The organism is Candidatus Hydrogenedentota bacterium (assembly GCA_013359265.1).
GTDB lineage: Bacteria > Hydrogenedentota > Hydrogenedentia > Hydrogenedentales > SLHB01 > JABWCD01.
In genome coordinates, this window is the sequence record JABWCD010000001.1 from 237436 (window position 1) to 258755 (window position 21320).

The 21320-nt window shown below is 60.4% G+C and carries 14 protein-coding genes; 11 read left to right on the forward strand and 3 right to left on the reverse strand.

Annotation, left to right across the window (positions count from 1 at the left end; genetic code table 11):
- Nucleotide 1: 1 nt before the first annotated feature.
- The gene (locus tag HUU46_00950; protein NUM52185.1) at nt 2–715 is read right to left on the reverse strand and encodes a glycosyltransferase family 2 protein; all 714 of its coding nucleotides are present in this window, start codon (nt 713–715) and stop codon (nt 2–4) included.
- A gap of 93 nt (nt 716–808) precedes the next feature.
- On the opposite strand from HUU46_00950, the gene HUU46_00955 reads away from it, so the two are divergent.
- The 4 genes from HUU46_00955 to HUU46_00970 are packed head-to-tail and all read left to right on the forward strand — an operon-like array spanning nt 809 to nt 4954.
- Nucleotides 809–2224 carry a dipeptidase gene (locus HUU46_00955; protein ID NUM52186.1) on the forward strand — a complete coding sequence of 472 codons (1416 nt, stop codon included), beginning with the start codon at nt 809–811 and terminating at the stop codon, nt 2222–2224.
- The gene (locus tag HUU46_00960; GenBank protein ID NUM52187.1) at nt 2225–3568 is read left to right on the forward strand and encodes a putative sulfate exporter family transporter; all 1344 of its coding nucleotides are present in this window, start codon (nt 2225–2227) and stop codon (nt 3566–3568) included. It abuts the gene before it with no gap.
- On the forward strand, nt 3565–3789 hold the full coding sequence (locus HUU46_00965; protein NUM52188.1) for a hypothetical protein: 225 nt from the start codon (nt 3565–3567) through the stop codon (nt 3787–3789). Before HUU46_00960 ends, HUU46_00965 begins: the two co-directional genes overlap by 4 nt.
- A complete protein-coding gene (locus HUU46_00970; GenBank protein NUM52189.1) occupies nt 3779–4954 on the forward strand; it encodes an amidohydrolase family protein in 1176 nt (391 codons plus the stop codon). Before HUU46_00965 ends, HUU46_00970 begins: the two co-directional genes overlap by 11 nt.
- 1040 nt (nt 4955–5994) lie before the next feature.
- On the opposite strand, the gene HUU46_00975 is transcribed toward HUU46_00970, so the two are convergent.
- Nucleotides 5995–7395 carry a ferritin-like domain-containing protein gene (locus HUU46_00975; protein NUM52190.1) on the reverse strand — a complete coding sequence of 467 codons (1401 nt, stop codon included), beginning with the start codon at nt 7393–7395 and terminating at the stop codon, nt 5995–5997.
- Nucleotides 7396–7529: 134 nt separating this feature from the next.
- Entirely contained in the window at nt 7530–8675 is a 1146-nt protein-coding gene (locus HUU46_00980; GenBank protein ID NUM52191.1) for a DUF2961 domain-containing protein, read from the reverse strand.
- Nucleotides 8676–8933: 258 nt separating this feature from the next.
- On the opposite strand from HUU46_00980, the gene HUU46_00985 reads away from it, so the two are divergent.
- The 7 genes from HUU46_00985 (at nt 8934) to HUU46_01015 (ending at nt 21250) form a co-directional block, all read left to right on the forward strand.
- Nucleotides 8934–9560: a DUF1080 domain-containing protein gene (locus HUU46_00985; GenBank protein NUM52192.1), complete on the forward strand. Its 627-nt coding sequence runs from the start codon at nt 8934–8936 to the stop codon at nt 9558–9560.
- A gap of 189 nt (nt 9561–9749) precedes the next feature.
- Nucleotides 9750–11057, forward strand: coding sequence for a sulfatase-like hydrolase/transferase (locus HUU46_00990; protein ID NUM52193.1), 1308 nt, complete (start codon nt 9750–9752; stop codon nt 11055–11057).
- 214 nt (nt 11058–11271) lie between these two features.
- Entirely contained in the window at nt 11272–14238 is a 2967-nt protein-coding gene (locus tag HUU46_00995; protein NUM52194.1) for a DUF1549 domain-containing protein, read from the forward strand.
- A 49-nt stretch (nt 14239–14287) separates the two neighbouring features.
- Nucleotides 14288–14485, forward strand: a complete 198-nt coding sequence (locus tag HUU46_01000) for a hypothetical protein (protein NUM52195.1) — start codon at nt 14288–14290, stop codon at nt 14483–14485.
- Nucleotides 14478–14729, forward strand: a complete 252-nt coding sequence (locus tag HUU46_01005) for a type II toxin-antitoxin system RelE/ParE family toxin (protein NUM52196.1) — start codon at nt 14478–14480, stop codon at nt 14727–14729. The genes HUU46_01000 and HUU46_01005 overlap by 8 nt, the downstream gene beginning before the upstream one ends.
- Nucleotides 14730–14749: 20 nt before the next feature.
- Complete coding sequence (locus HUU46_01010; GenBank protein NUM52197.1) at nt 14750–16237, forward strand: DUF1501 domain-containing protein; 1488 nt, start codon at nt 14750–14752, stop codon at nt 16235–16237.
- Between the two features lie 165 nt (nt 16238–16402).
- Nucleotides 16403–21250, forward strand: a complete 4848-nt coding sequence (locus HUU46_01015) for a VCBS repeat-containing protein (protein NUM52198.1) — start codon at nt 16403–16405, stop codon at nt 21248–21250.
- Nucleotides 21251–21320 lie beyond the last annotated feature (70 nt).

The following is a 21320-nucleotide window of genomic DNA, read 5'->3' on the forward strand; positions in this document are numbered from 1 at the left end:
GCTATTCCCCTTCAACCTGAAACGTCACGTAACGTTTGCTCAACCACCGCACGCCGATGAGGTCGTAGATGCCGCGCCAAAGGCGGTTATGGATTCCGTACTTCGAGACGCCGTGCTTACGCGGATGGTGCATGACGGGGCACTCGGCGATGCTCATGCCGCCGTTGCGCATCATGACGGCGAAATAGCGGTGCACGCCGTTGAACGGAACGACGTGCTCGATACACTTGCTGCGAAAGCCCTTGCTTCCGCAGCCCGCGTCGCGAATGCCGTCTTTCAGGATGCGCTGGCGCGCGCCGTTCCCAATCTTGCTCGATAGTTTGCGCACAAGCGAATCCTGCCGGTTGGCGCGGTAACCGCAGACGCAGTCGTAGTCTTTCAGCAACTCGAGCATCGTCGGAAAGTCGCGGGGATCGTTCTGCAAGTCGCCGTCAAGCGTCAGAATATAGTCGCCTTTCGCGCGGCGCATGCCCGCTACCAACGCCGCGGACTGGCCCCGGTTTTTGACCAGATGTATTGGACGCACACGCGGGTTCTTGGCCTGCTCCGCGTCAATGCGCGCACGCGTGCCATCCGTGCTGCCGTCGTTGACGAACAGGCACTCGTAATCATAATCCGGCATGCCCGCAAAGACTTCCGCGACGCGCTCCGACAGCGGCGCCACGTTGTCCTCTTCGTTATAGAAGGGCACCACAACGGATACCAACGGTTTCATGAATCGGCCCACCTCGACGAAAGAGATAGTATAGCGAAATGTCAGGGCCGGGCGGAAATTGATTGGGCCGTCCGACGACGAGTAGAGCGCGTCATGAAACCCTGCTATAGTGTCGAAATTCCACTTGACCAGTTGGGGAGCGCCATGCAATCCGATCAATCCATAGCGTATGCACGCGATAATCATGATCGTTTTCTGAACGAGTACCGGGAGTTTCTGCGGCTCGAAAGCGTATCGACGCTTCCGGAGCACAAAGACGATGTCGCGCGCACGGCGATGTGGGTGGCGGACCAATTGCACCTCGCGGGCGTCGGGCACGTCGCCATTATGCCGACCGATGGGCATCCGGTCGTCTACGGCGAATCGAAGGGACCGGAAGGCGCGCCGGTGATGCTGGTGTACGGGCACTACGATGTACAGCCCGCGGACCCATTGAACGAATGGCACTCGCCGCCGTTCGAGCCGGAAATCCGCGACGATTACATCTACGCGCGTGGCGCGTCGGACATGAAAGGCCAAATCTTCGCACACATCAAGGCAGTCGAGGCGCTGTCGAAACAGGGCCCGTTGCGGTTCACGCTGAAGTACGTGATTGAAGGCGAAGAGGAGATCGGGTCGCCGCACCTCGGCGCGTTTATTGACGAGCACCGCGACTTGCTGAAATGCGATTTTGTGTGCAACTGCGACGCGGGCATCCACGAGAAGGACGTGCCGGCGATTACGTATGGTCTGCGCGGATTGGCGTATTTCGAATTGACGCTGCGTGGGCCGGGAAAGGACCTTCACAGCGGCTTGTTCGGAGGTTCGGTCCACAATCCGGCGCAGGCATTGTGCGAGCTGATCGCGGGCATGCATGACGCGGACGGGCGCGTGACGCTGCCGGGTTTCTACGACAAGGTGCGGGCGCTTGATGCGGACGAACGCGCGGAAATAGCGCGTCTCCCCTACTCCGACGACGACTGGAAGGAAATGACCGGCGCGCCGGCGCTGTGGGGCGAAAAGGGATTCAGCACGCTCGAACGCATCGGCGCGCGGCCAACGCTCGAAGTAAATGGGATGGTCAGCGGATTCACGGGCGAGGGATCGAAAACGGTGTTGCCGGCGAAAGCAATGGCGAAAATCTCGACGCGGCTCGTTGCCGATCAAGAACCCTCGGACGTGTACGATCAATTGTGCGCGTATCTCAAACAGCGCTGTCCGAAGACCGTGACGTGGGACGTGACAGAACTTACTCACGGCAAAGGCGCGATCATGAATCGCAAGACGCCGGCGATGGCCGCGGCGTCCGAAGCGTTGAAGAAGGTTTACGGCAAGGACCCCATCTTTAAGCGCGAAGGCGGCAGCGTTCCCATAGTGGCCATGTTGCAGGACAAGCTGGGGGTCGATTCGGTGATGCTTGGGTTCGCGCTGCCGAGCGACGGCATCCACGGCCCGAACGAGAAGCAGTACCTGCCGAATTTCTTCCGCGGCATCGAGGCGTACATTCACTTCATGGCGGGATTGGCCTAGATGGCCTCGAACGAAGACGCACCTGCGCCACCGGCGTCGTCCTGGCGCGACCTGTACCGATTGGAGGACTGGTGGGCAGTCTGGCTCGGTCTGCTCATGTTTGCGGCCGCCGGGCTTGGCATTGTGACGTCCGTCCCCAAGCTTCCGAAGTGGCAATGGGGCGAATTCGGTTCGGCATTCTCCGCGTCGATTGTGTTGCCGTTGATCGCGCTGGCGGCGGGCTTGGGTCTTCTGTATTTCGTCATAATCTCGCTGATCGATCGCGGGAGGGCGAAGTCTTTTCTGTTTGGATTTGGCATCGTATTCCTTGTTGCGTGCGCGGCGTTCCTGATCGCGAACGAAGCGTCCATGACTTACTACGACATCCCCTATGTGTTCTGGGCGTTGGCCATTGGCATGCTGATCAGCAACACGTTCGGCACCCCGGCGTGGCTGGGGAGTGCGGCGCGCACGGAGTTTTACATCAAGACAGGCCTGGTGCTGTTCGGCGCGGAGATACTTTTCGGCAACATCTGGTCGTTTGGCGCGTACGGTGTCGCCATTTCCTGGCTCGTCGCGCCGACGGTGATCGTGATGATGTGGCTGTTCGGCACGCGCTGGTTGAACATGGGCAACAAGCCACTGGTGATGGTGCTCGCGGCGGAGACTGCGGTTTGCGGCGTGTCCGCGGCGATTGCGACAGGCGCGGCGTGCAAGGCGAAGAAGGAAGACCTGACCGTCGCGGTGGGCATCGGCCTCATCTTCACGGTAATCATGATGGTCACCATGCCGCCCATCGCGAAGTGGTTTGGGATGGATGCGCTGCTCGCGGGCGCGTGGCTCGGCGGCACCATCGACGCAACCGGCGCAGTGGTTGCGGCAGGCAAAGCGATGGGCGGGCAAGCGGAAGCCGCGGCGGCAATCGTCAAGATGATTCAGAACCTGCTGATCGGCGTGGTGGCGTTCGTCGTAGCGATATATTGGGTCAGCGCGGTCGAGCGCGACGCGAATGCGAGGCGGCCGTCGCTGCTTGAAGTGTGGCACCGTATGCCGAAATTTGTGATCGGGTTCGTCCTTGCTTCGTTGATTGCGTCGGCATTCGCCAAAACAGATTCCGGCGCGCTTGTGGTGAAATCCATTACAGCGCAGACGAAGCAATTGCGCGAGTGGCTTTTTTGTCTTGCGTTCGTATCGATCGGGCTCGAGTCGAACCTTAAGGACCTCGCCAAGCAAATGACCGGCGGCAAGCCGCTCGTGCTGTATTTGTTCGGGCAGACGGCGAACATCGTGTTGACGCTGATTGTGGCGTGGCTTGTGTTGAACGGTAGCTTCTTTCCCATCCCGGAGGATTTGGTGAAACCATGAAGCGCGCAGCGTGGATAGCGGCGGTATGGAGCGTCGCGATCGGCGCGACAGTGGCGCTGATGTCGACGGTCTTGCCGTGGGCCGGCGCGCGCGGGTATGCGGGTTCGGTGATTCGAAACAACTATGCAACGGGTACCGACGCGACGGCGCTGTTCTGGACGGAGTCGGAGCGTACGGCGGAGATACTTGCACAGATCGAGGCGAAGCCCGATGGCCGGTAACGAAATCCGAGTCCGCGGTGTGATACTCGGCGATACGGCAGCGTCCGATGTCGTTGTCCGCGATGGGAGGATTGCATCGATTGCCCGCGCGGGACGCGGGAAGTGCGACGCCGGCTCCGCAACGTCGATTATCGCGCCGACCTTGTTCGACATTCAGGTGAACGGATACGGCGGCGTCGACTTGCAGGGGCGCGACGTGTTGCCGGAGGACGTGGCGGAGGCCGATGCGAAGTTGCAGCGGATCGGCGTGTCGCATTGGATTCCAACCTTTATTACGTCGTCTTTCGAGAACATCGAGCACGGCTGCGCGACGGTCGCCGCGGCACTGCAGGACGCATCGCTTGCCCGGCGGATTCCCGGCGTACACATTGAAGGGCCGTACATCTCGCCACACGACGGTCCGCGCGGCGCGCACGACCGGCGGCACGTGCGCAAGCCCAACCTGCGCGAGTTTGACCGATGGCACAAGGCCGCGGACGGCCGCGTGGCGTACGTCACGCTCGCACCGGAAATCGACGGCGCAATTCCGTTCATCACCGAAATGGTCAAGCGCGGCATCGTCGTTTCCCTGGGCCATCACAACGCATCGGTCGATCAGATTTCGCGCGCGGTGGACGCGGGCGCGCGTATGTGCACGCACCTCGGCAACGGGATCGCCGCGCACATTCCGCGGCACGACAATCCGCTGTGGCCGCAGCTCGCGGAAGACCGTTTGCACGCGTCGGTCATCGCCGACCTCGAACATCTGCCGCCGTCAATCCTGAAGACCATCGCGCGGATGAAGGGCGCGGAGCGTCTGATGATCACGTCCGACGCGGTGCACATCGCGGGACTCAAGCCCGGCCACTACGACCTCGCGGGCATGCCGGTCGAACTGCTGAAGACGGGGCGCATCTGCCTGAGCGGGACGGAACTGCTTGCGGGCAGCGCGACCACGCTGTTGCAGGGCGTGCTCAACGCGGCGCGGCACACGGACCTGACGCTTGAGCAGGCGTTTGCGTGCGCGTCGACGGTGCCGGGGGCACTGTTCGGCGTGAGCGACCCAAGGCCTGCGCCCAAGCGCGACGCGCGCGCGAACTTCCTTGTGATCGACGTCGCCCGCGGCACCACGCGCGACACTGCCAAACTTCGGGCGGTGATTGTCGACGGCGTGCGGGTCGTCTGACCCCAATCAATTGGCCGCGAAGAAACACAGGGCGACTGCGTAGCCGCGACCAAAGAAATTCAGCAATCAATTTCAAATTTGAGATTTCAGAATTTCAGAGAGCAACTCGCTGAAGCAATAAAGCTCACGCGAGAAGTGCAAAGACCTTTTGATACCTTCGCCGGATTCGATGCACAGGACACACAGTACGTCGATGCTCGGTCATTCCGGTCATGCGCCACTCTCATCCTATAGCCCACGTTGTTGCACTACTTCGCAAATCACGCGGGCGCGAAATGCATTCCAACATTAGAAGGACAAACTACTTGGCTTGTGGCAGTCAGGAAGTTAGGAAGCCAGGAAGTCAGGAAGCAATACGATGAGTTGCGACGTCCATGGGCGGTGTCAAGGGGGGTGTACCGAAATCATTTTGACGGAACAAGGGGGTGTGGTCGCGCCAAGACTGTCGCAGGTGCTGTATTCGCAAAGGGGTGTCCGATTCGCCACAGTGACAGGGGGTGTCGTTGAGGTGATTTGGCGATTCAAGGGGTCTGGTCGGGCCATGATCGTCGAACGTGTTGGTTTCATGGACGCCTCCGATATAGTACCGCGGCCAGGGCCGCCGGTCGATGACTTGTTTGTTTGGGGCGGGGCGGGTCGCCCACAAGCGCACAGATTCGGCGGTCCTGACGTGCGCGGGTTGCAGGGGGCTGTGGAGATGTGCAAAGTCTCCTCCATCTCTTGGCCCATTCTGTTGCACTTGATAGTTGAATCCGCATGCGAAACGACCCGTATTCTGTTGTTAAGAAAGTCGAATGCATGCGAAATCGAACAATAACATGAATCTCAGATTTGAAATCTCAGAGAAGAGTGCGGGCGCGGCAGGGCGTGATCAAAGCGGAGCTTTTCGAGAGCGCATTGCCAAATAGAAACTTGGCAACGAGGGAGGAATCGAATTCAGGTTTCATAAATTGCATGCGGCTCGGACGGAGCCTCGCCCCACCCTACCTCGCCCCACCTCGCCCCACCTTATTTCGCGCTTTGGTATTCGGTTGCGGCAGTTACTCGCCTACCAAGTGCTCTAAATCCTCGCGGCTGACGGTGAATAGGTCCATGTCGGAGGTGATGGCGCCGAGGCTGAGGAGGCACTCGGTGAAGAGTTCGCGGGTGCGGAGTTCGAGTTCCTGGTTGCCGAGGTCGGTCATGACGCCGATGATGTGCTGGCCCTTTTTGACGTGGGTGCGTTCGTCGGAGCGGATGAAGTCGGCGGCGTGGGCGAGGATGGTGTCGTTTTCGTCGCGGGCGCGGTCGATGAGGGCGTTGATGGTCTTTAGGACGCCGACTTCGCCGAAGAGGTTAATTTCCGCCATGGCGTAGGCGGGTTCCATTGGGCCGCGGCAGGTGGAGCCGGTGAGGCGGTTCGGCAACTCAAATGGATCGTAGCCGCAGGCGAGGAGCGTGCGGTGGCCGATTTCCGTGTGGCGCGCTTCGTCCCACGTGATGCGGGCGAGATCGTATTCCGCTTTGAAGTCCTTGAACCGGATGTCCCACAGGAAGGTGCCGAAGGCCTCGATGGCGTCCACTTCGTCGCGCTGGGTGCGGATGAAACGGAGGCGCAGGCCCTCGTACGAATCCTTCTCGAATCGCGGCGTGCCGTCGGCGACGTCGTAGTCGCCGGTGTGGTGGAAGGTGGTGAACCGCGAATCGCGCATGGGGCGGGTGTTGCGTTCGTAGGGTTTCTTGGCGCTGCGGAGTTCGGCGGGTGGGTTGGTGCGATCATCCGCACCCGAGATGCCGCCGATACTCTTGAGGAGGTCCTGCAGGTGCCAGCGCCACGCGAAGAGTCGGTCCTCGTCCACGCCGCCGTCGACGTACGCGGCAATCGCGGCGTCGGCCCATTCGAGCATAGGCGGATAGTCGACCAGGATTCGTTTCATCGCGCGGATGGTCGGCGTGTCGGTCACCGGGCAGGTGTCGTCGATATGGTGTTGGTATGCAGTGGCCAGCAAGCGGCCGGCGACCTGGTGGACGCCGACGAGGAGTTCGGGCGCGTCCGCGGCGGAGAGCATCTCTTCGATGAAGGTATCGATTTCCGCGTCGCGGTAGGCGTCGATCATCTTTAAGCCGACTTCCTGTTCATTGAGGCGCGTGCGCAGGATGTTTGCGGCGTCGGCGTGGTAAAAGATGTGCCGGCCGGTTTCCAGTTTCACCTCGAATTCGGGGATGGCGAGGGTCCACGACCCGAGGGCGTGGGACAGGCGGCGTTCGAAGTAGAAGAAGCGGAGCAGGCGGCGCGCGTTTTCTTCGACGGTGTATTTGCCGCCCATGTGACGCGGGTCGCGCGGGAATTTGTAGGGGAAGGCTTTGCGGCGTTCGGCGGCGGCGTTGCGCGCGTCCGCATAGGAAACGACGGGGTAGCGCGTCGTGGGTTTCGGTTCGTGCGAGTTGCCGTTGCCCGACATGATATTGCCCTCCAGGTAGTCCGTTGCAGCGGGAAATAGAATACGACCGCGGACCATTTCGGCGCAAGAGGTGAAGAGGCTAAGAGGACGTAAACGACCAAAAAGACGTAAAGGACCAAAAGGGAACGGTTGGTTTATGGTTTGGGCTCTGGTTTTTCGGGTAAGCCTGCGATGCGCTGTTCGACTGGGGCGAGATCGGGCAACCCGTTTACCGGAGCGTCGAGATAGAAGAGTGCAGTGGCGCAGACGTCGTCGCGGCGGTACATGTTGACCCAGGCTTCGTCGGGGGAATCGTGCGTGAGCAGGTCGATGGGCGGGTCGGACTCGAGCAGCTTGATAAACTTTCCGTCGGTGTCGATGCTGACCGGTTTGATGTCTACTCCTTTCTTCAGGAGTTCGACGACTGCCTTTTTGGATGCGCCGCCCATTTGTTGGAGGGTGACGCGGATGTCCTTGTAGAAGTAGACCGGATCGGGCACGTGGTAGCGGTAGAACGTGAATTCGGCGGGCTTGTTCTCGGCGATGAGGCAGCCCTGGTATCGCATTTGGAATTTGCCCTGTCCCCAGCCCGTGCCGATGTAGTCTTCGGTGCCGGTGCCGGCGATGGTGGGCAGCATGGTGTCGCCGTCGATGTACATCTTCACTTCGCCTTCGCCGAACCACCCGACGTTGTCCGGGTGGCCGATGAGGCCGACGTGCACGCCGAGAAAGCGTCCCTTTCCCTTCACGCGTGGGAGGAGTTCGAAGTCCAGCGCGAGCGTTGTGAGCGGTTCCCGCCGCCAAGTCGCGTGGAAATACAAGGCATCGGGATTGGGAGTTGGCGCGTGCAGCGCGTCGATGTCGTAGAACAGTTTTTCGAGGTGGCGGTCGGAATCGTTGGTGATGGTGACTTTCGCGCCGGTCCTGAACGGCATGGGAAGGTAACAGTTGAACGAGCGGCCTTCGGGGTTGCAGAAGAACTCGTTCTCGAACACGACGGACTTGCCAAGTATTGCGCCGAAGAAATCGCCGAAGGGAACGGATACGGCCGGTTTGTCCGCGCCGTCCCAAAAGATTTCGAAGCGAAGCGAACGGAGCATTTGCGGATCGCGTTCGTTCACGGTAAACCACATGCGGCGGATTTCGCCCGGGCCGTTGATGCCGGCGAGCACGCGGGTCTGGCCGGGCGCGACAGAATCGAACGCGTGGCCTTTTGCGGTCTTGTTTTCGGGGCCGGCGGCGCCCTTTGCTCCGGTAGGGTTTTCAAAGCTGTACCAGCGCGTTTCCGCGCCCGCAGGCATCTGGTAAAGGTGCATCGCGGGGTCTCCGAATGCAGTTTGGACGGAACCGAGAAGCAGCAAGGCCGACACGACGCCCATGGCAATTTCTCTTAGCATGGACCAAGTCTATCAGAAATGGGGCTGCGGGCATCGCGCGGCGGTCGCGGGCCGCGGGGGACAATTCGATCGCGCTTGTGCAATGATTTCGTCAAACCGGTTCAACGCTACTGCGCGTGCCAAGGACATTACCGCGCGTAGTCAAGCGCAAGGAGCAACGCCATGACTGGATATAAAAGCCGTGTGGTTCTTGCAGGGATCTGCGTGTCGGCGGCTGTTTATGCCGCCTCCGAGGCTACTTCACTCTTCGACGGCAAGTCGTTCGAGGGTTGGGAAGGCAACCTGAAGGTGTTTCGCATCGAAGACGGCGCAATTGTCGGTGGATCGCTGAAGGAAAAAGTCGCGCGCAACGAGTTTCTCTGCACAACAAAAGCATACGGCGATTTCGAGTTGCACGTATCCTTCAAGTTGCTCGGCGAGGGCGCGAATGCGGGCATACAGTTCCGAACCAAGCGCATTCCCAACCATCACGAGGTGTCCGGCTATCAGGCCGACATGGGCGAAGGCTATTGGGGCGCGCTCTACGACGAATCGCGCCGCAAGAAGATTCTCGCCGCGCCCGACAAAGAAACTGTCGCGAAGGCCGTAAAACTGAACGACTGGAACGAATACGTCATTCGCGCCGAGGGCAAACACATCCAGCAGTGGCTGAATGGCGTGAAGACGGTCGATTACACGGAGACCGACGAAAGCATCGATGCGAAGGGTGTCATCGCACTTCAGATCCACGGCGGTCCACCGAGCGAAGCGTGGTATAAGGAAATCACGATTAAGGAATTGAGCAAGTAGTCTTCGGTCGTAATCGTAATCGGGTTTCGGGTTTCGGGTTTCGGGTTTCGGGTTTCGGGTTTCGGGTTTCGAAGAATGCAAATCACATCCAGACGGCAATTCATTTCCGGTAGTGCAGCGCTCGCCGCTGCGTCAGCACTCTCAATAGGTTCCAGTTCCGCAGCCACGCGTAAACCGCATATCTTGCTCATGCTCGCCGACGATCTTCGGGCTGACGGTTTCAGCGGGTTGGGTAGCCCTGTCGGAAAGACGCCGAATTTTGACGCGATCATCGAGCGCGGGTGCATTTTTCGCAAGGCGTATACGATGGGATCGATGATCGGCGCGGTGTGCATGCCGAGCAGGACGATGCTGTTGACGGGGCGGTCACTGTTTCGCGCGAAGAACGAGGCGAGCACGGAGGATCCTGCGACGCATACGCTTCCGCGCGCGATGAGGGAGGCGGGCTACGCAACGCTGCACGCGGGAAAGTTCGGCAATTCGCCGAAGAAAGTTACCGAAGAGTTCGATACGTCCGTCGATCCCGGGCACAGCGAAGGCGTCGCGAACGCGGTGATCGATTTCATTCGTACGCGTCCCGCGGACAAGCCGATGTTCATTTACATGGCCGGGCCGGAACCGCACGACCCGCAGTTCGCGCCGGAGGAGTTTTATGCGCAATACAAGCCTGAGGACATTCCGTTGCCTGCGGCGTTCGCGCCATACCATCCGTTCGACAACGGCTGGATGACGGGACGCGACGAGATGACGCTGCCGTTTCCGCGCACGCCGGAGAACATTCGCGGGAAGCTGGCGCGGTATTACGCGTCCATTGCGTACCTCGACGCGCAGTTTGGGCGGGTGGTCCAGGCGCTGAAGGACGCGGGCGAATACGACAACACGCTATTCGTAATTGCTGCGGATAACGGGTTGTCATTGGGCGAACACGGGTTGCTGGGCAAGCAGAATGTATACGAGTTTGGCGGGATGCACGTGCCGCTGGTGTTTGCCGGGCCGGGAATTTCAAAGGGCGAGACGAATGCGCTGGCTTATCTCATGGATTTGTTCCCGACCGTGTTTGGCCTGACGGGGACGCCGCTGCAATCGCGCGTGGAGGGGAGGGACTTGTCGCCGGTGATCCGAGGCGAAGCCAAGGGCGTGCGCGATTGGTTGTACACCGCGTATGAGAAAGGGCAGCGCGCCATCACGGACGGCCGATGGAAACTCATCAAGTTTCCGCACATCGACAAGACAGTGCTCTTCGACCTGCAGGCCGACCCGCACGAAGAACATGATCTTGCACAGGCGCCCGAGCACGCCGATCGCGTGCGGGTGATGATGTCGAAATTGGCGGAGCTTCAACGCGACCTCGACGACCCAGTCCCGCTGACCGCCGAGGTTATTCAACCCGCGGAGTGGTCGCCAGACAGGCTGACACCCGAACAGATTCAATACCAGAAGGAAGAGACGGCGCGGTGCGCAAGCAACGAGGCGTTCGAGGCGTCGAGGAAGAAATGAGTACCACCCCATACCAAAGGTGGAAGCACCCGAGGAATCTTGATTTCGAGGCGCTGCGGCCGTTCGGGCCAACCAGCCGAGTTTATTGATTTTCGGGCGTTTTCTTGGGATTATGACCGGTGCTTGGTGAGTTGTTCTGGTACCGGGATGAAGCCCGATGAGAGCGTGTCTTAGCTGTATCGCGCGAGTGTGCCGCGCCGGCGTTTGCTGTTGCGTGGCCGCAGTGTTTGCATTTCCCGCGTTTTCCGACGGAACCATCAGGTACAACCGTGACATCCGCCCCATCCTCGCGGAGAATTGTTTCGCTTGCCACGGCCCGGACAAGAACACGCGCAAGGCGGATTTGCGGCTCGACAGCCGCGAAGGCGCGGCAGAAGCGCTTGGAACCGGCCGGGACTCGAGCGAATTTTGGAAGCGCGTATCGAGTCACGACACGGACGAGATGATGCCGCCGCCCGCGGCGATGAAGAAACTTACGCCTGAGCAGATCGCAACGCTGGGTAAATGGATCGACGCGGGGGCGCCATACGAAAAGCATTGGGCCTTTCTTCCCATCGAACGGGTCACGCCGCCAGCCGTCACGAATGCGTCGTGGCCGCGCAACGATATCGACCGGTTCGTTCTCGCGCGGCAGGAAGCCGTGGGAATCTCGCCGAACCCGGAAGCGGAACGGCGCACGCTGGTCCGCCGCGTGTACCTCGACATGACGGGACTTCCGCCGACGCCGGAGAGGGTCGAGGCGTTTGTGAACGATGCGGCGCCCGACGCGTACGAAAAACTGGTTGACGAAGTGCTGGCGAGCCTGCATTACGGCGAACGCTGGGCGCGGCATTGGCTGGACTTGGCGCGGTTCGCGGAGAGCCACGGGTACGAGCAGGACTACGACCGCAAGTTCGCGTATTACTACCGCGATTTCGTCATTCAGGCTTTCAATCAGGACCTGCCCTATGACACCTTCGTGAAGTGGCAGATCGCTGGAGACGAATTTGCGCCGGAAGACCCGCTCGCAATGATGGCGACGGGGTTCCTAGCAGCGGGGACGCACGCCACGCAGATCACGAAGAACCAAGTCGAGAAGGAGCGGTACGACGAGCTCGACGACATGGCGCGGACGATCGGCACGTCGATGCTCGGCCTGACTATCGGCTGCGCGCGCTGCCACGACCACAAGTACGACCCGATTACGATGACGGATTACTACCGGCTCATCTCGACGTTTACGAAGACTGTGCGGTCCGACTATCCGATTGACGTCGGCCCCGACTTTTACGCGCGCGCGAAGGAGCGGTACGACGCGGAGCACAAGCCGCTGCTCGCGAGTTTGACGGAGTACGAAAAAGGCCCGCTGGTTGCGAAGTTTGAGGAATGGTTGAGCACGCAACTCACGACTCCGCCGTCGCCGCAGTGGCTTGCGCTGGACGTGTTCAACTATACCTCCGAGGGTGGCGCGCGCATGGGCCGCTTGTCGGACGGTTCGGTGCTGGTGTCGGGCGAGAATCCCGAGTTCGACACGTACACCTTCGAGGCGCGCACAAAGCTGACGGGCATCACGAGCGTGCGCATCGATGCGCTGTCCGATGCGACGATGACCTCGAACGGGCCGGGCCGCGCGGAGAACGGCAATTTTGCGCTGACGAATTTCAAGGTGGCCATCCGCCCGGACAACGGAACCGATGCGAAGACCGACTTGAAACTGGCGAACCCGCGCGCGACGTTCGAGCAGGCGGGTTACCCCGCCTCGAACGCGATCGATGCCGACGAGAAGAGCGCGTGGGCCATCGGCGAGCAGTACGGGAAGGACCAGTCCGCGATCTTCGATTTTGAAGCGCCCGCCGGTTTGCCCGAAGGGGCGGTGTTCACGTTCACACTCGAATTCAAATCCAACAGCAAACACGCAATCGGGCGGCCGCGCGTCTCGATTACGACGGCCCCGTCCCCCGCCGCCTTCGACCTTGCGCTGATGCCGCAGGACCTCGCGGACACGTTGTCGAAGTATCGCGCTCAGCAGGACGCGACGGTGTCGTCGCGCGACCGTTCGCGCCTGTTTGAGTTCTTCAAGAAACAGGACGCGAAGTGGAAGGAGCTGTCCAAGGCGGAGCGCGAGCACGCGAAGAATGCGCCGATGCCGGGCGCGACGAAAGTGCTGATCAGCAGCGAGGGCGTGCCCGCGATCCGCACGCACACCCAGGGCGGGGACTATCTGGAAGAGACCCATTTTCTGACGCGCGGCGATCCGAACCAGAAGGGCGAAGTCGCGACGCAGGCGTTTCCGGTGGTATTGGTGACTTCGCCGGAAGGCGAGAAGCGTTGGCAGAAGGCTCCGCCGGCGGGCGCGCGCACGCCGCACAAACGCACGGCGCTGGCGAATTGGATAACGGACACCGAGTACGGCGCGGGTCAATTGCTCGCGCGGGTGATTGCGAACCGTTTGTGGCAGCACCATTTCGGCCGCGGCATTGTGCCCACGCCGAGCGATTTTGGGTTCAAGGGCGAACCGCCGACAAACCCCGAGCTTTTGGATTGGCTCGCATCGGAATTGATCGCGAACGGCTGGAGCCTCAAGTACATTCAAAAACTGATTATGACCAGCGCGACATATCGGCAGGACGCTTCGCACGACGACGCCAAAGCGAAACTCGACCCGGCGAACACGCTGGTGTGGCATTATCCGCGGCAACGGCTCGAGGCGGAAGCGATTCGCGATGCGATGCTGGCGGTGAGCGGGCAGTTGGACGATTCGATGTTTGGGCCGAGTACGCTCGACCCGGACATGAAGCGGCGCAGCATTTACTTCATGGTCAAGCGCAGCAAGTTGGTCTCGATGATGACGGTGTTCGATGCGCCGGACGCGACGGTGGGCATCGACCAACGGCCGTGCACGACCATCGCGCCGCAGGCGCTTTTGGTAATCAACAACCCGAACGTGCGCGAGCGCGCGGAAGGGTTGGCGCGGCGGATGTGTCCAGACGCGGCGTCGGACCTCGTTGCGGCGGTGACACGCGGGTTCATGCTGACAGTAAGCCGGCCGCCAGGCGAGAGCGAGTTGAACAACGCGCTCGCGTTTCTCGACGCGCAGACGGCGTCATATGCCGCGAGCGGGAACGCCCAACCGGCGCAGACCGCAATGGCGGACTTCGCGCAGGTGCTGTTGGGGCTGAATGAATTTGTTTATATCGAGTAGTTCGCACCAACTTGAATTTGAACATGCGATACATTTGGAGTGCATTTGTATGACAGCACGAGTTGCCGACATGACAGTCGATGAATTGAAACAGCTCATCAGCGAGTCAGTCCATGAATCGTTTGAGGACCTCATGGAAGATCTTGCGGCTATGAATAGCCCCTCCTACATCGCATCCGTTGAAGAAGCACGGAGCCAATACAAGCGAGGGGAAATAGTCACACTGGACGAGCTGGAGCGTGGCTAAGTTAGTCTTCACCAAACGTGCGCAACGTGACTATGATTGTCTCGACACAGCAACAAAGAAGCGAATGCTCGACATACTCAAGGTTTATGCGGTTGATCCTATGAAACATGCAAAGAAGCTCTCACAGTCGAGACTAGGGACGTATCGCTACCGGATCGGTGAATATCGAGTTGTATTCGATTTCGAAGGCGAAAAGGTCGTTGTGTTGAGAATTGGCCATAGACGCGATATCTATCGACACTGAGAAGTCGTCAGGACGGTCATATGCACAGCAGCAATTTACCACATTTCCATGCAGCTCCCTCCTCGTGTTTCTGTTCACGGCGCGATTTCCTGCGTCGGACGGGGCAAGGCTTCGGGATGTTGGCGTTGGCCGGGCTGATGGACAAGGCCGGAATACTGGCCGCGCCAGCGCAAGAGGCGATTAATCCGCTCGCGCCCCACGCGCCGCACTTCGAGGCGAAAGCGAAATCGATCATCTGGCTGTTCATGAACGGCGGGCCGAGTCAAGTCGACACGTGGGACTACAAGCCGGAACTTACGAAGCGCGATGGGCAGAAACTCGAAGGCTTCAACAACGAGACCGGGTTCTTCGTCGAAGAAGTGGGCCCGCTGATGAAGTCGCCGTTCTCATGGCAGCAGCACGGGCAGTCGGGCACCTGGGTACCCGAGATATTTCCGAAGATGGCGCGCCACGTCGACGACATGGCGTTTATCCATTCGTGTCACACGGAAACGAACAACCACTCCCCCGCGCTGTTTCAGATCAACACAGGCTTCAACCGAATGGGGTTCCCCAGCGTCGGCGCGTGGGTGACCTACGGCCTTGGCACGGAGAACCAGAACCTGCCGGGGTACGTGGTGATGTACGACACGCTCGGGCGCGGCCTGCCGAAAGGGTATTCGCAAAACTGGGGCGCGGGGTTCCTGCCGGGGATTTTCCAGGGCACCGCGCTGAAACATCAGGGCCAGCCGATCGACAACCTCGAACGGCTTGCGTCGATGAACGATGAACAACAGCGGCGCCAACTCGACTTGTTGGCGGCGCTGAACCGCGAACACCAACAACGCGCGGACAATGACGCGGAACTTGCCACGCGCATCGAGAGTTTTGAACTCGCGTACCGCATGCAGATGGCCGCACCGGAAGCGCTCGACGTGGACTCGGAGCCGGAGCACATCAAGACGTTGTACGGACTGGACAACGAGAAGTGCACGCACTTTGCGCGTCAGTGCATCGTTGCGCGGCGCATGGTCGAGCGCGGCGTGCGGTTCATCCAGATATACAGCGGCGGCGAAGAAAACGAAAAGAGCTGGGACGGTCACCTGAATATCGAGCAAAACCATCGCGGGTTTGCCGCGGAAACGGACCAGCCGATCGCGGGATTGCTCGCGGACTTAAAACAGCGCGGGCTGTTCGACAGCACACTCGTGATATGGGGCGGCGAGTTCGGGCGATTGCCGCTGGCGCAGCGCCCAAAGAACGATCCGAGCCGATCGGGGCGCGATCACAATCCGCACGCGTTTACGACGTGGTTCGCGGGCGGCGGCGTGAAGGGCGGCACGCATTACGGCGAGACGGACGAAATAGGCAGCAAAGCGGCCGTGAATCGCGTGAGCGTGAACGATTTGCACGCTACGATTCTGCATTTGATCGGCATCGATCATCTCAAGCTGACGCACCGGTACAACGGCCGCGATTTCCGACTGACTGACGTTGCGGGCGAGGTCGTGAAGAGGATCCTGGCCTGACGCTTCTCCGACGGCTTTACAATAATCCGCGCTCCGTGTGGATTGTCTATCGTATAGGGGTGGGGCGAGGCTCCGTCCGAGCCGGTTCCCGAACCTGCGGCTCGGACGGAGCCTCGCCCCACCCCTTCTCTCCGTTGCATTGTTTGGCATATTGGGGGACCACGAATGTATCGCCGAATCATTGCCCTGTTGGCGTTAATGTTCGCCACCGTAGTTGCGCCCGCACTTGACGCGAACCGGCTCGCGTATCTTGACGATCCGAATCCGTTCTATCCTTCGCGCGACTTTCCAAAACTGATCACGCCGCAGTGGATCGGCGAACCGGGCGTCGAGGCGGCGATCATTCTTTCCATCGACGATATGCGCGATCCGAAGAAGTACGAGGCGTATCTTCGCCCGATCATCGACAAGTTGAAGGAGCTTTACGGTACCGCGTCGATGAGCATCATGGCGTGCAGCATAAGCCCGGACGATCCGCAGTTGCAGGCGTGGCTGCGGGAAGGCCTCAGTATCGAGACGCACACGGTTGCACACCCGTGCCCGCTGCTGGGCCGCGGACAGTTCGAGGAAGCAAGGGCGACGTTCGAGTCGTGCATTTCGCTGATGGCGAACATTCCGGGAAACAAACCCGTTGCGTTCCGTATGCCCTGCTGCGACTCAATCAACTCGACCAGTCCGCGCTTTTTCTATGAGATATTCAACAAGCCGTCGCCGGGAGTGCCGCATCTTTCGATCGATTCGAGCGTGTTCAACATCACGACCGCCAACGATCCCGCGCTCCCGCGCGAATGGGTGATTCGCGAAGACGGCCGCGAACGCTTCCGCTCCTACCTTCCCTTCAAATCATTCAAGACCACGATCGAGGACTATCCCTACCCCTACATCATCGGCGACGGAATTTGGGAGTTTCCCTGCGCCGTGCCGAGCGACTGGGAAGCGCAGAACATCAACAAGCCGAACAGTCCGCAGTCGCTCGCGGACATGAAGATCGCGCTGGACGCCGCAGTCGCGAAGAAGGGCGTGTATACGCTTGTGTTTCATCCGCACGGATGGATCGAGAACCATCAAATCGTCAACTTGATAGAACACGCGGCGACGCAGTATGGGACTCGCGTGCGATTTCTCAGCTTTCGCGCGGCGCATCAACGCTTGAATGAGCACCTCCTTGGCTGTCCGCAATCTTCGAGATTCTCACAGCCTCTCGTTGTGCGGTTACTCGACCTCAATGAGGACGGATACATGGACGTACTCCGTGGACCGTGTTCTTCAAGCGAACCGTCACAAAGCGCGGGTTTGCTAGACGTCAATCGCGGGGTTGAACCCGACGATGATCCAGCACACCCCGGACAGAGCAGCGCCGCCGACTTTGAAGTTTGCCGTGTATGGGACAGCGACGAAATGATCTGGAATCAGACAGAGTTTCCGTCGGGCGTGATACCGAACGCCGGAAGGACCGTTGGTGGCAGACACCGCACTCCAATAATGCCGCCGGATTCTTTGGACGGCGGACCGTACGGAAATGACAACGGCACGCGTTTCGGCTTGGACGTTGACGGCACCCCAATCGCATTGAAGGTAACCGACCGCCACGACGGGGCTTGGCGGTTTGTCGATGGGACGTGGCAGCCCGCACCGATTCTGCTGAAGGGACTCACCATACGCAGCGACTTTCTAATGACCGCAATTGGGGGTCGAGACCGCGGTGTTCGCTTCCGCGATATCGACGGTGATGGGATTACGGAGTTACTGGTTTCCAACGATGAGCACAATGAAGTTTTTACACGAGCGGCCGCCCACAGCCGGTGGCGGAGGGCACCTTTCGCATTTCCGGCGAATCTAACGCTGATTGACTCTGATGGCCGTGATCGTGGTCTCCGGCTAATCGACGTTGACGGCGATCGCGATCTGGATATCCTCATTTCAAACCAAGATCAGTTCGCGCTCTATCTATTCGACTCCATGAAGTCGGGTTGGAGCACGACATCAATCGATGGCGCTCGCGATGGCTCTGACCCGGCAACGGCAATTCCCGCGATAGCAGTCAATGGCGAGAACAACGGCGCATGGTTTCATTCGCGCAGTCTTTGGGTGCAGAACGAAACCACGGACAAATTGCCGGACTTGGTCGACCGGCGTTCATTCAATGACTTGCTGGCAACCGTCGAGCCGCAACCGAAATCGCCTGAGGCGGGGCTTGCGTCAATCAGTGTGCGGCCCGGTTTGCGTGCGGAACTCGTCGCGGCGGAACCGCTCGTAGTCGACCCGGTGTCGATTGCGTGGGGCGCGGATGGAAAACTCTGGGTCGTGGAAATGCGCGACTATCCACTCGGCATGGACGGCGAGGGCAAGCCGGGCAGCCGCGTGAAGTTTCTCGAAGATGTAGATGACGACGGGAAATACGACGAGGCGACGGTGTTTCTCGACAAACTGAATTTCGCGACGGGGGTGATGCCCTGGCGCGACGGCATCCTTATCACCGCCGCTCCGAAGATCATTTTCGCAAAGGACACCAACGGCGACGGCAGGGCGGACCATCAGGAAGTCCTCTACGATGGCTTCATCCAGGGGAACCAGCAGCACCGCATCAACGGTCTGCGCTGGGGGCTCGACAACTGGATTCACTGCGCAAACGGTGACAGTGGCGGCGCGATTACCAGTACTAAGACTGGTGAGGCGCTGAACATTTCCGGGCGCGATTTTTGCTTTCGTGTCAGCGATGGCGTAATGAACGCGGAAAGCGGAATGTCGCAGTTTGGCATCGCGTTTGATGACTGGGGAAACCGCTTCGGCTGCGCGAACTGGTTGCCCGTATGGCACTACGCGCTGGACGATCGCGCGATGCGGCGCAATCCGCATTTCGCCCCCGGCAACCCGCGCGAGTACATCGTTCCCCAAGCGCAACTTTTTCCTACGAGCCGCACGCTCGCACGCTTTAACGATTTTGAGCACGTAAACCGCTCGACCTCGACATGCGGCATCGAAATCTATCGCGACACGATTCTCGGTAACGAGTTCTACGGCAACGCGTTCGTGTGCGAACCGGTGCACAACCTCGTCCTGCGCACGGTACTCGAACCGAATGGAGCAACCTTCACAGGGCATCGCGCGCCCGGCGAAGAAGAGTCCGAGTTTCTTTCCTCGCACGACAACTGGTTTCGCCCGGTGATGGCGCGCATGGGCCCGGATGGCGCGCTGTATATCGTCGACATGTACCGGCAGGTGATCGAGCACCCGGAGTACATTTCGGCGGAGACACAGGCAACGCTGGACCTACGCGCGGGCGACGACAAAGGGCGGATTTACCGCGTTGTCCCTGTTCATGGTACGACGCGCGCGCCGACAAAGACGGACACATTCGCATCAGAAGAACTTGTTGCGCTGCTTGAGAGCGGGAATGGTACGGTCCGGGACTTGGCCCACCAGCAACTCGTTGAGCGCGGGGATTCGAGCGCCGCCGACGCGTTGCGCACGTTGCTGCGGTCGAGCGCATCCGCGCAAGCGCGAACGCATGCGCTTTGCGTGCTGGACGGGATCGACGCGCTAATTCGCGACGACCTCTTGGCCGGACTTCGCGACAGCTCACCTGGCGTACGCCAAAGTGCCGTGCGCCTGGCCGCCGCGCGCGCGAGCGATTGGCCGGAAATTGGCGTGGCGTTGGTCGAAATGCAGAACGAAGCCGATGCGTTGGTTCGGGTCGAGTTGATTTACGCGATTGGCGAGTTGCGCACCGACCGCGCGGCGGCGACGCTGGGCGAATTAATCGAAACGAACAGGAACGACGCGTATCTCGGCATGGCGCTGCTCAGTTCGCTGAATGGAAGCAATGTGCGCCATATCATACCGCGCCTGCTGGCTTGGGCCGCGGCCGAGGACGCAGCGCCGGAGCCGCAAGACCAGGTGATTGCGTCTGTCGTTGGGACGGCGGTAACCGCGAACGATTCGGAAACACTGCAGGGCATGGCGCTACTCGTCGCGAACCCAGAAGTGAAGCAACACACAGCGGCGCAATTCGCGTGGCTTGCGGATTTTCTTGACTCGCTGAGCGGGACGGGCACGACGCTCGACGCGTTGGGCACGGGTGCTGTTGCGGACGGTGCGCGCACACAAATCGCGAAGTTGACCGATGCCGCGCGCGCTGTCGCCGCGGACGCCTCCATGGATGAAGCCGTGCGCGCGGGGGCAGCGAGCGTACTGGGAAGAGACGCATCGCGAGCAGAAGAGGATATCGCACTGCTCACGCGTCTGCTGGGCGCGGAGTCGGCCGAGGGCATTCGCTCTGCATCGCTTGATGCACTGATTGATACCGAGAACGAACGCGTGCCTGCCGCGGTGTTGGCCGCGTTGTCGGGGCTTAGTCCCGAACTCCGCAGCCACACGATCGAGGCCCTGCTGCGGCGCGAGGCATGGCTTGACGCAGTAATGACGGCGCTCGAAAACGGAGCGCCGAGTTTTCGCGAACTTGACGCGACGCACCGGCAGGACTTGTTGACGAGCAAGAGCGATGACATCCGCGCGCGCGCGGAGAAGCTGATGGCGGGCGCGGCAAATCCCGATCGGCAGGCAGTGATCGAGCAGTACAAGGAGGCAACGACCATTCCCGGTCAGTTTCTGCGCGGGCGCGGCATATTTCGCGAGCGGTGCGCCTCGTGCCATCAGCTTGGCAGTGTGGGCCACGCTGTTGGCCCCGATCTATTGGCGTTGACCGACCGATCGCGCGAAGCCGTGTTGGTGTCGATTCTCGATCCCAACCGGGCGGTGGAGACGAAATACTTCGACTACACCATCGAGACGAACGATCTCATGTCGTACAGCGGCGTCGTCGTCGAGGAATCGGGAAACAGCGTCACGATTCGCGGGGCGAACGGAATCGAGAACACGATCCTGCGGTCGAACATCGAGTCGATGACAACGAAATCGCGCTCGCCCATGCCGGACGGGCTGGAAGACGGTTTGACGCCGGAGGACATGGCGAACTTGATGGCGTACATTTTGGAGGCGAGGAAGGAAACGTAGCAGCGCCGGGCATGCGCACGGGTGGGGTGGGGCCCTGTCCGAGCCAATAATGGGTGGTGCGAGGCTCCGA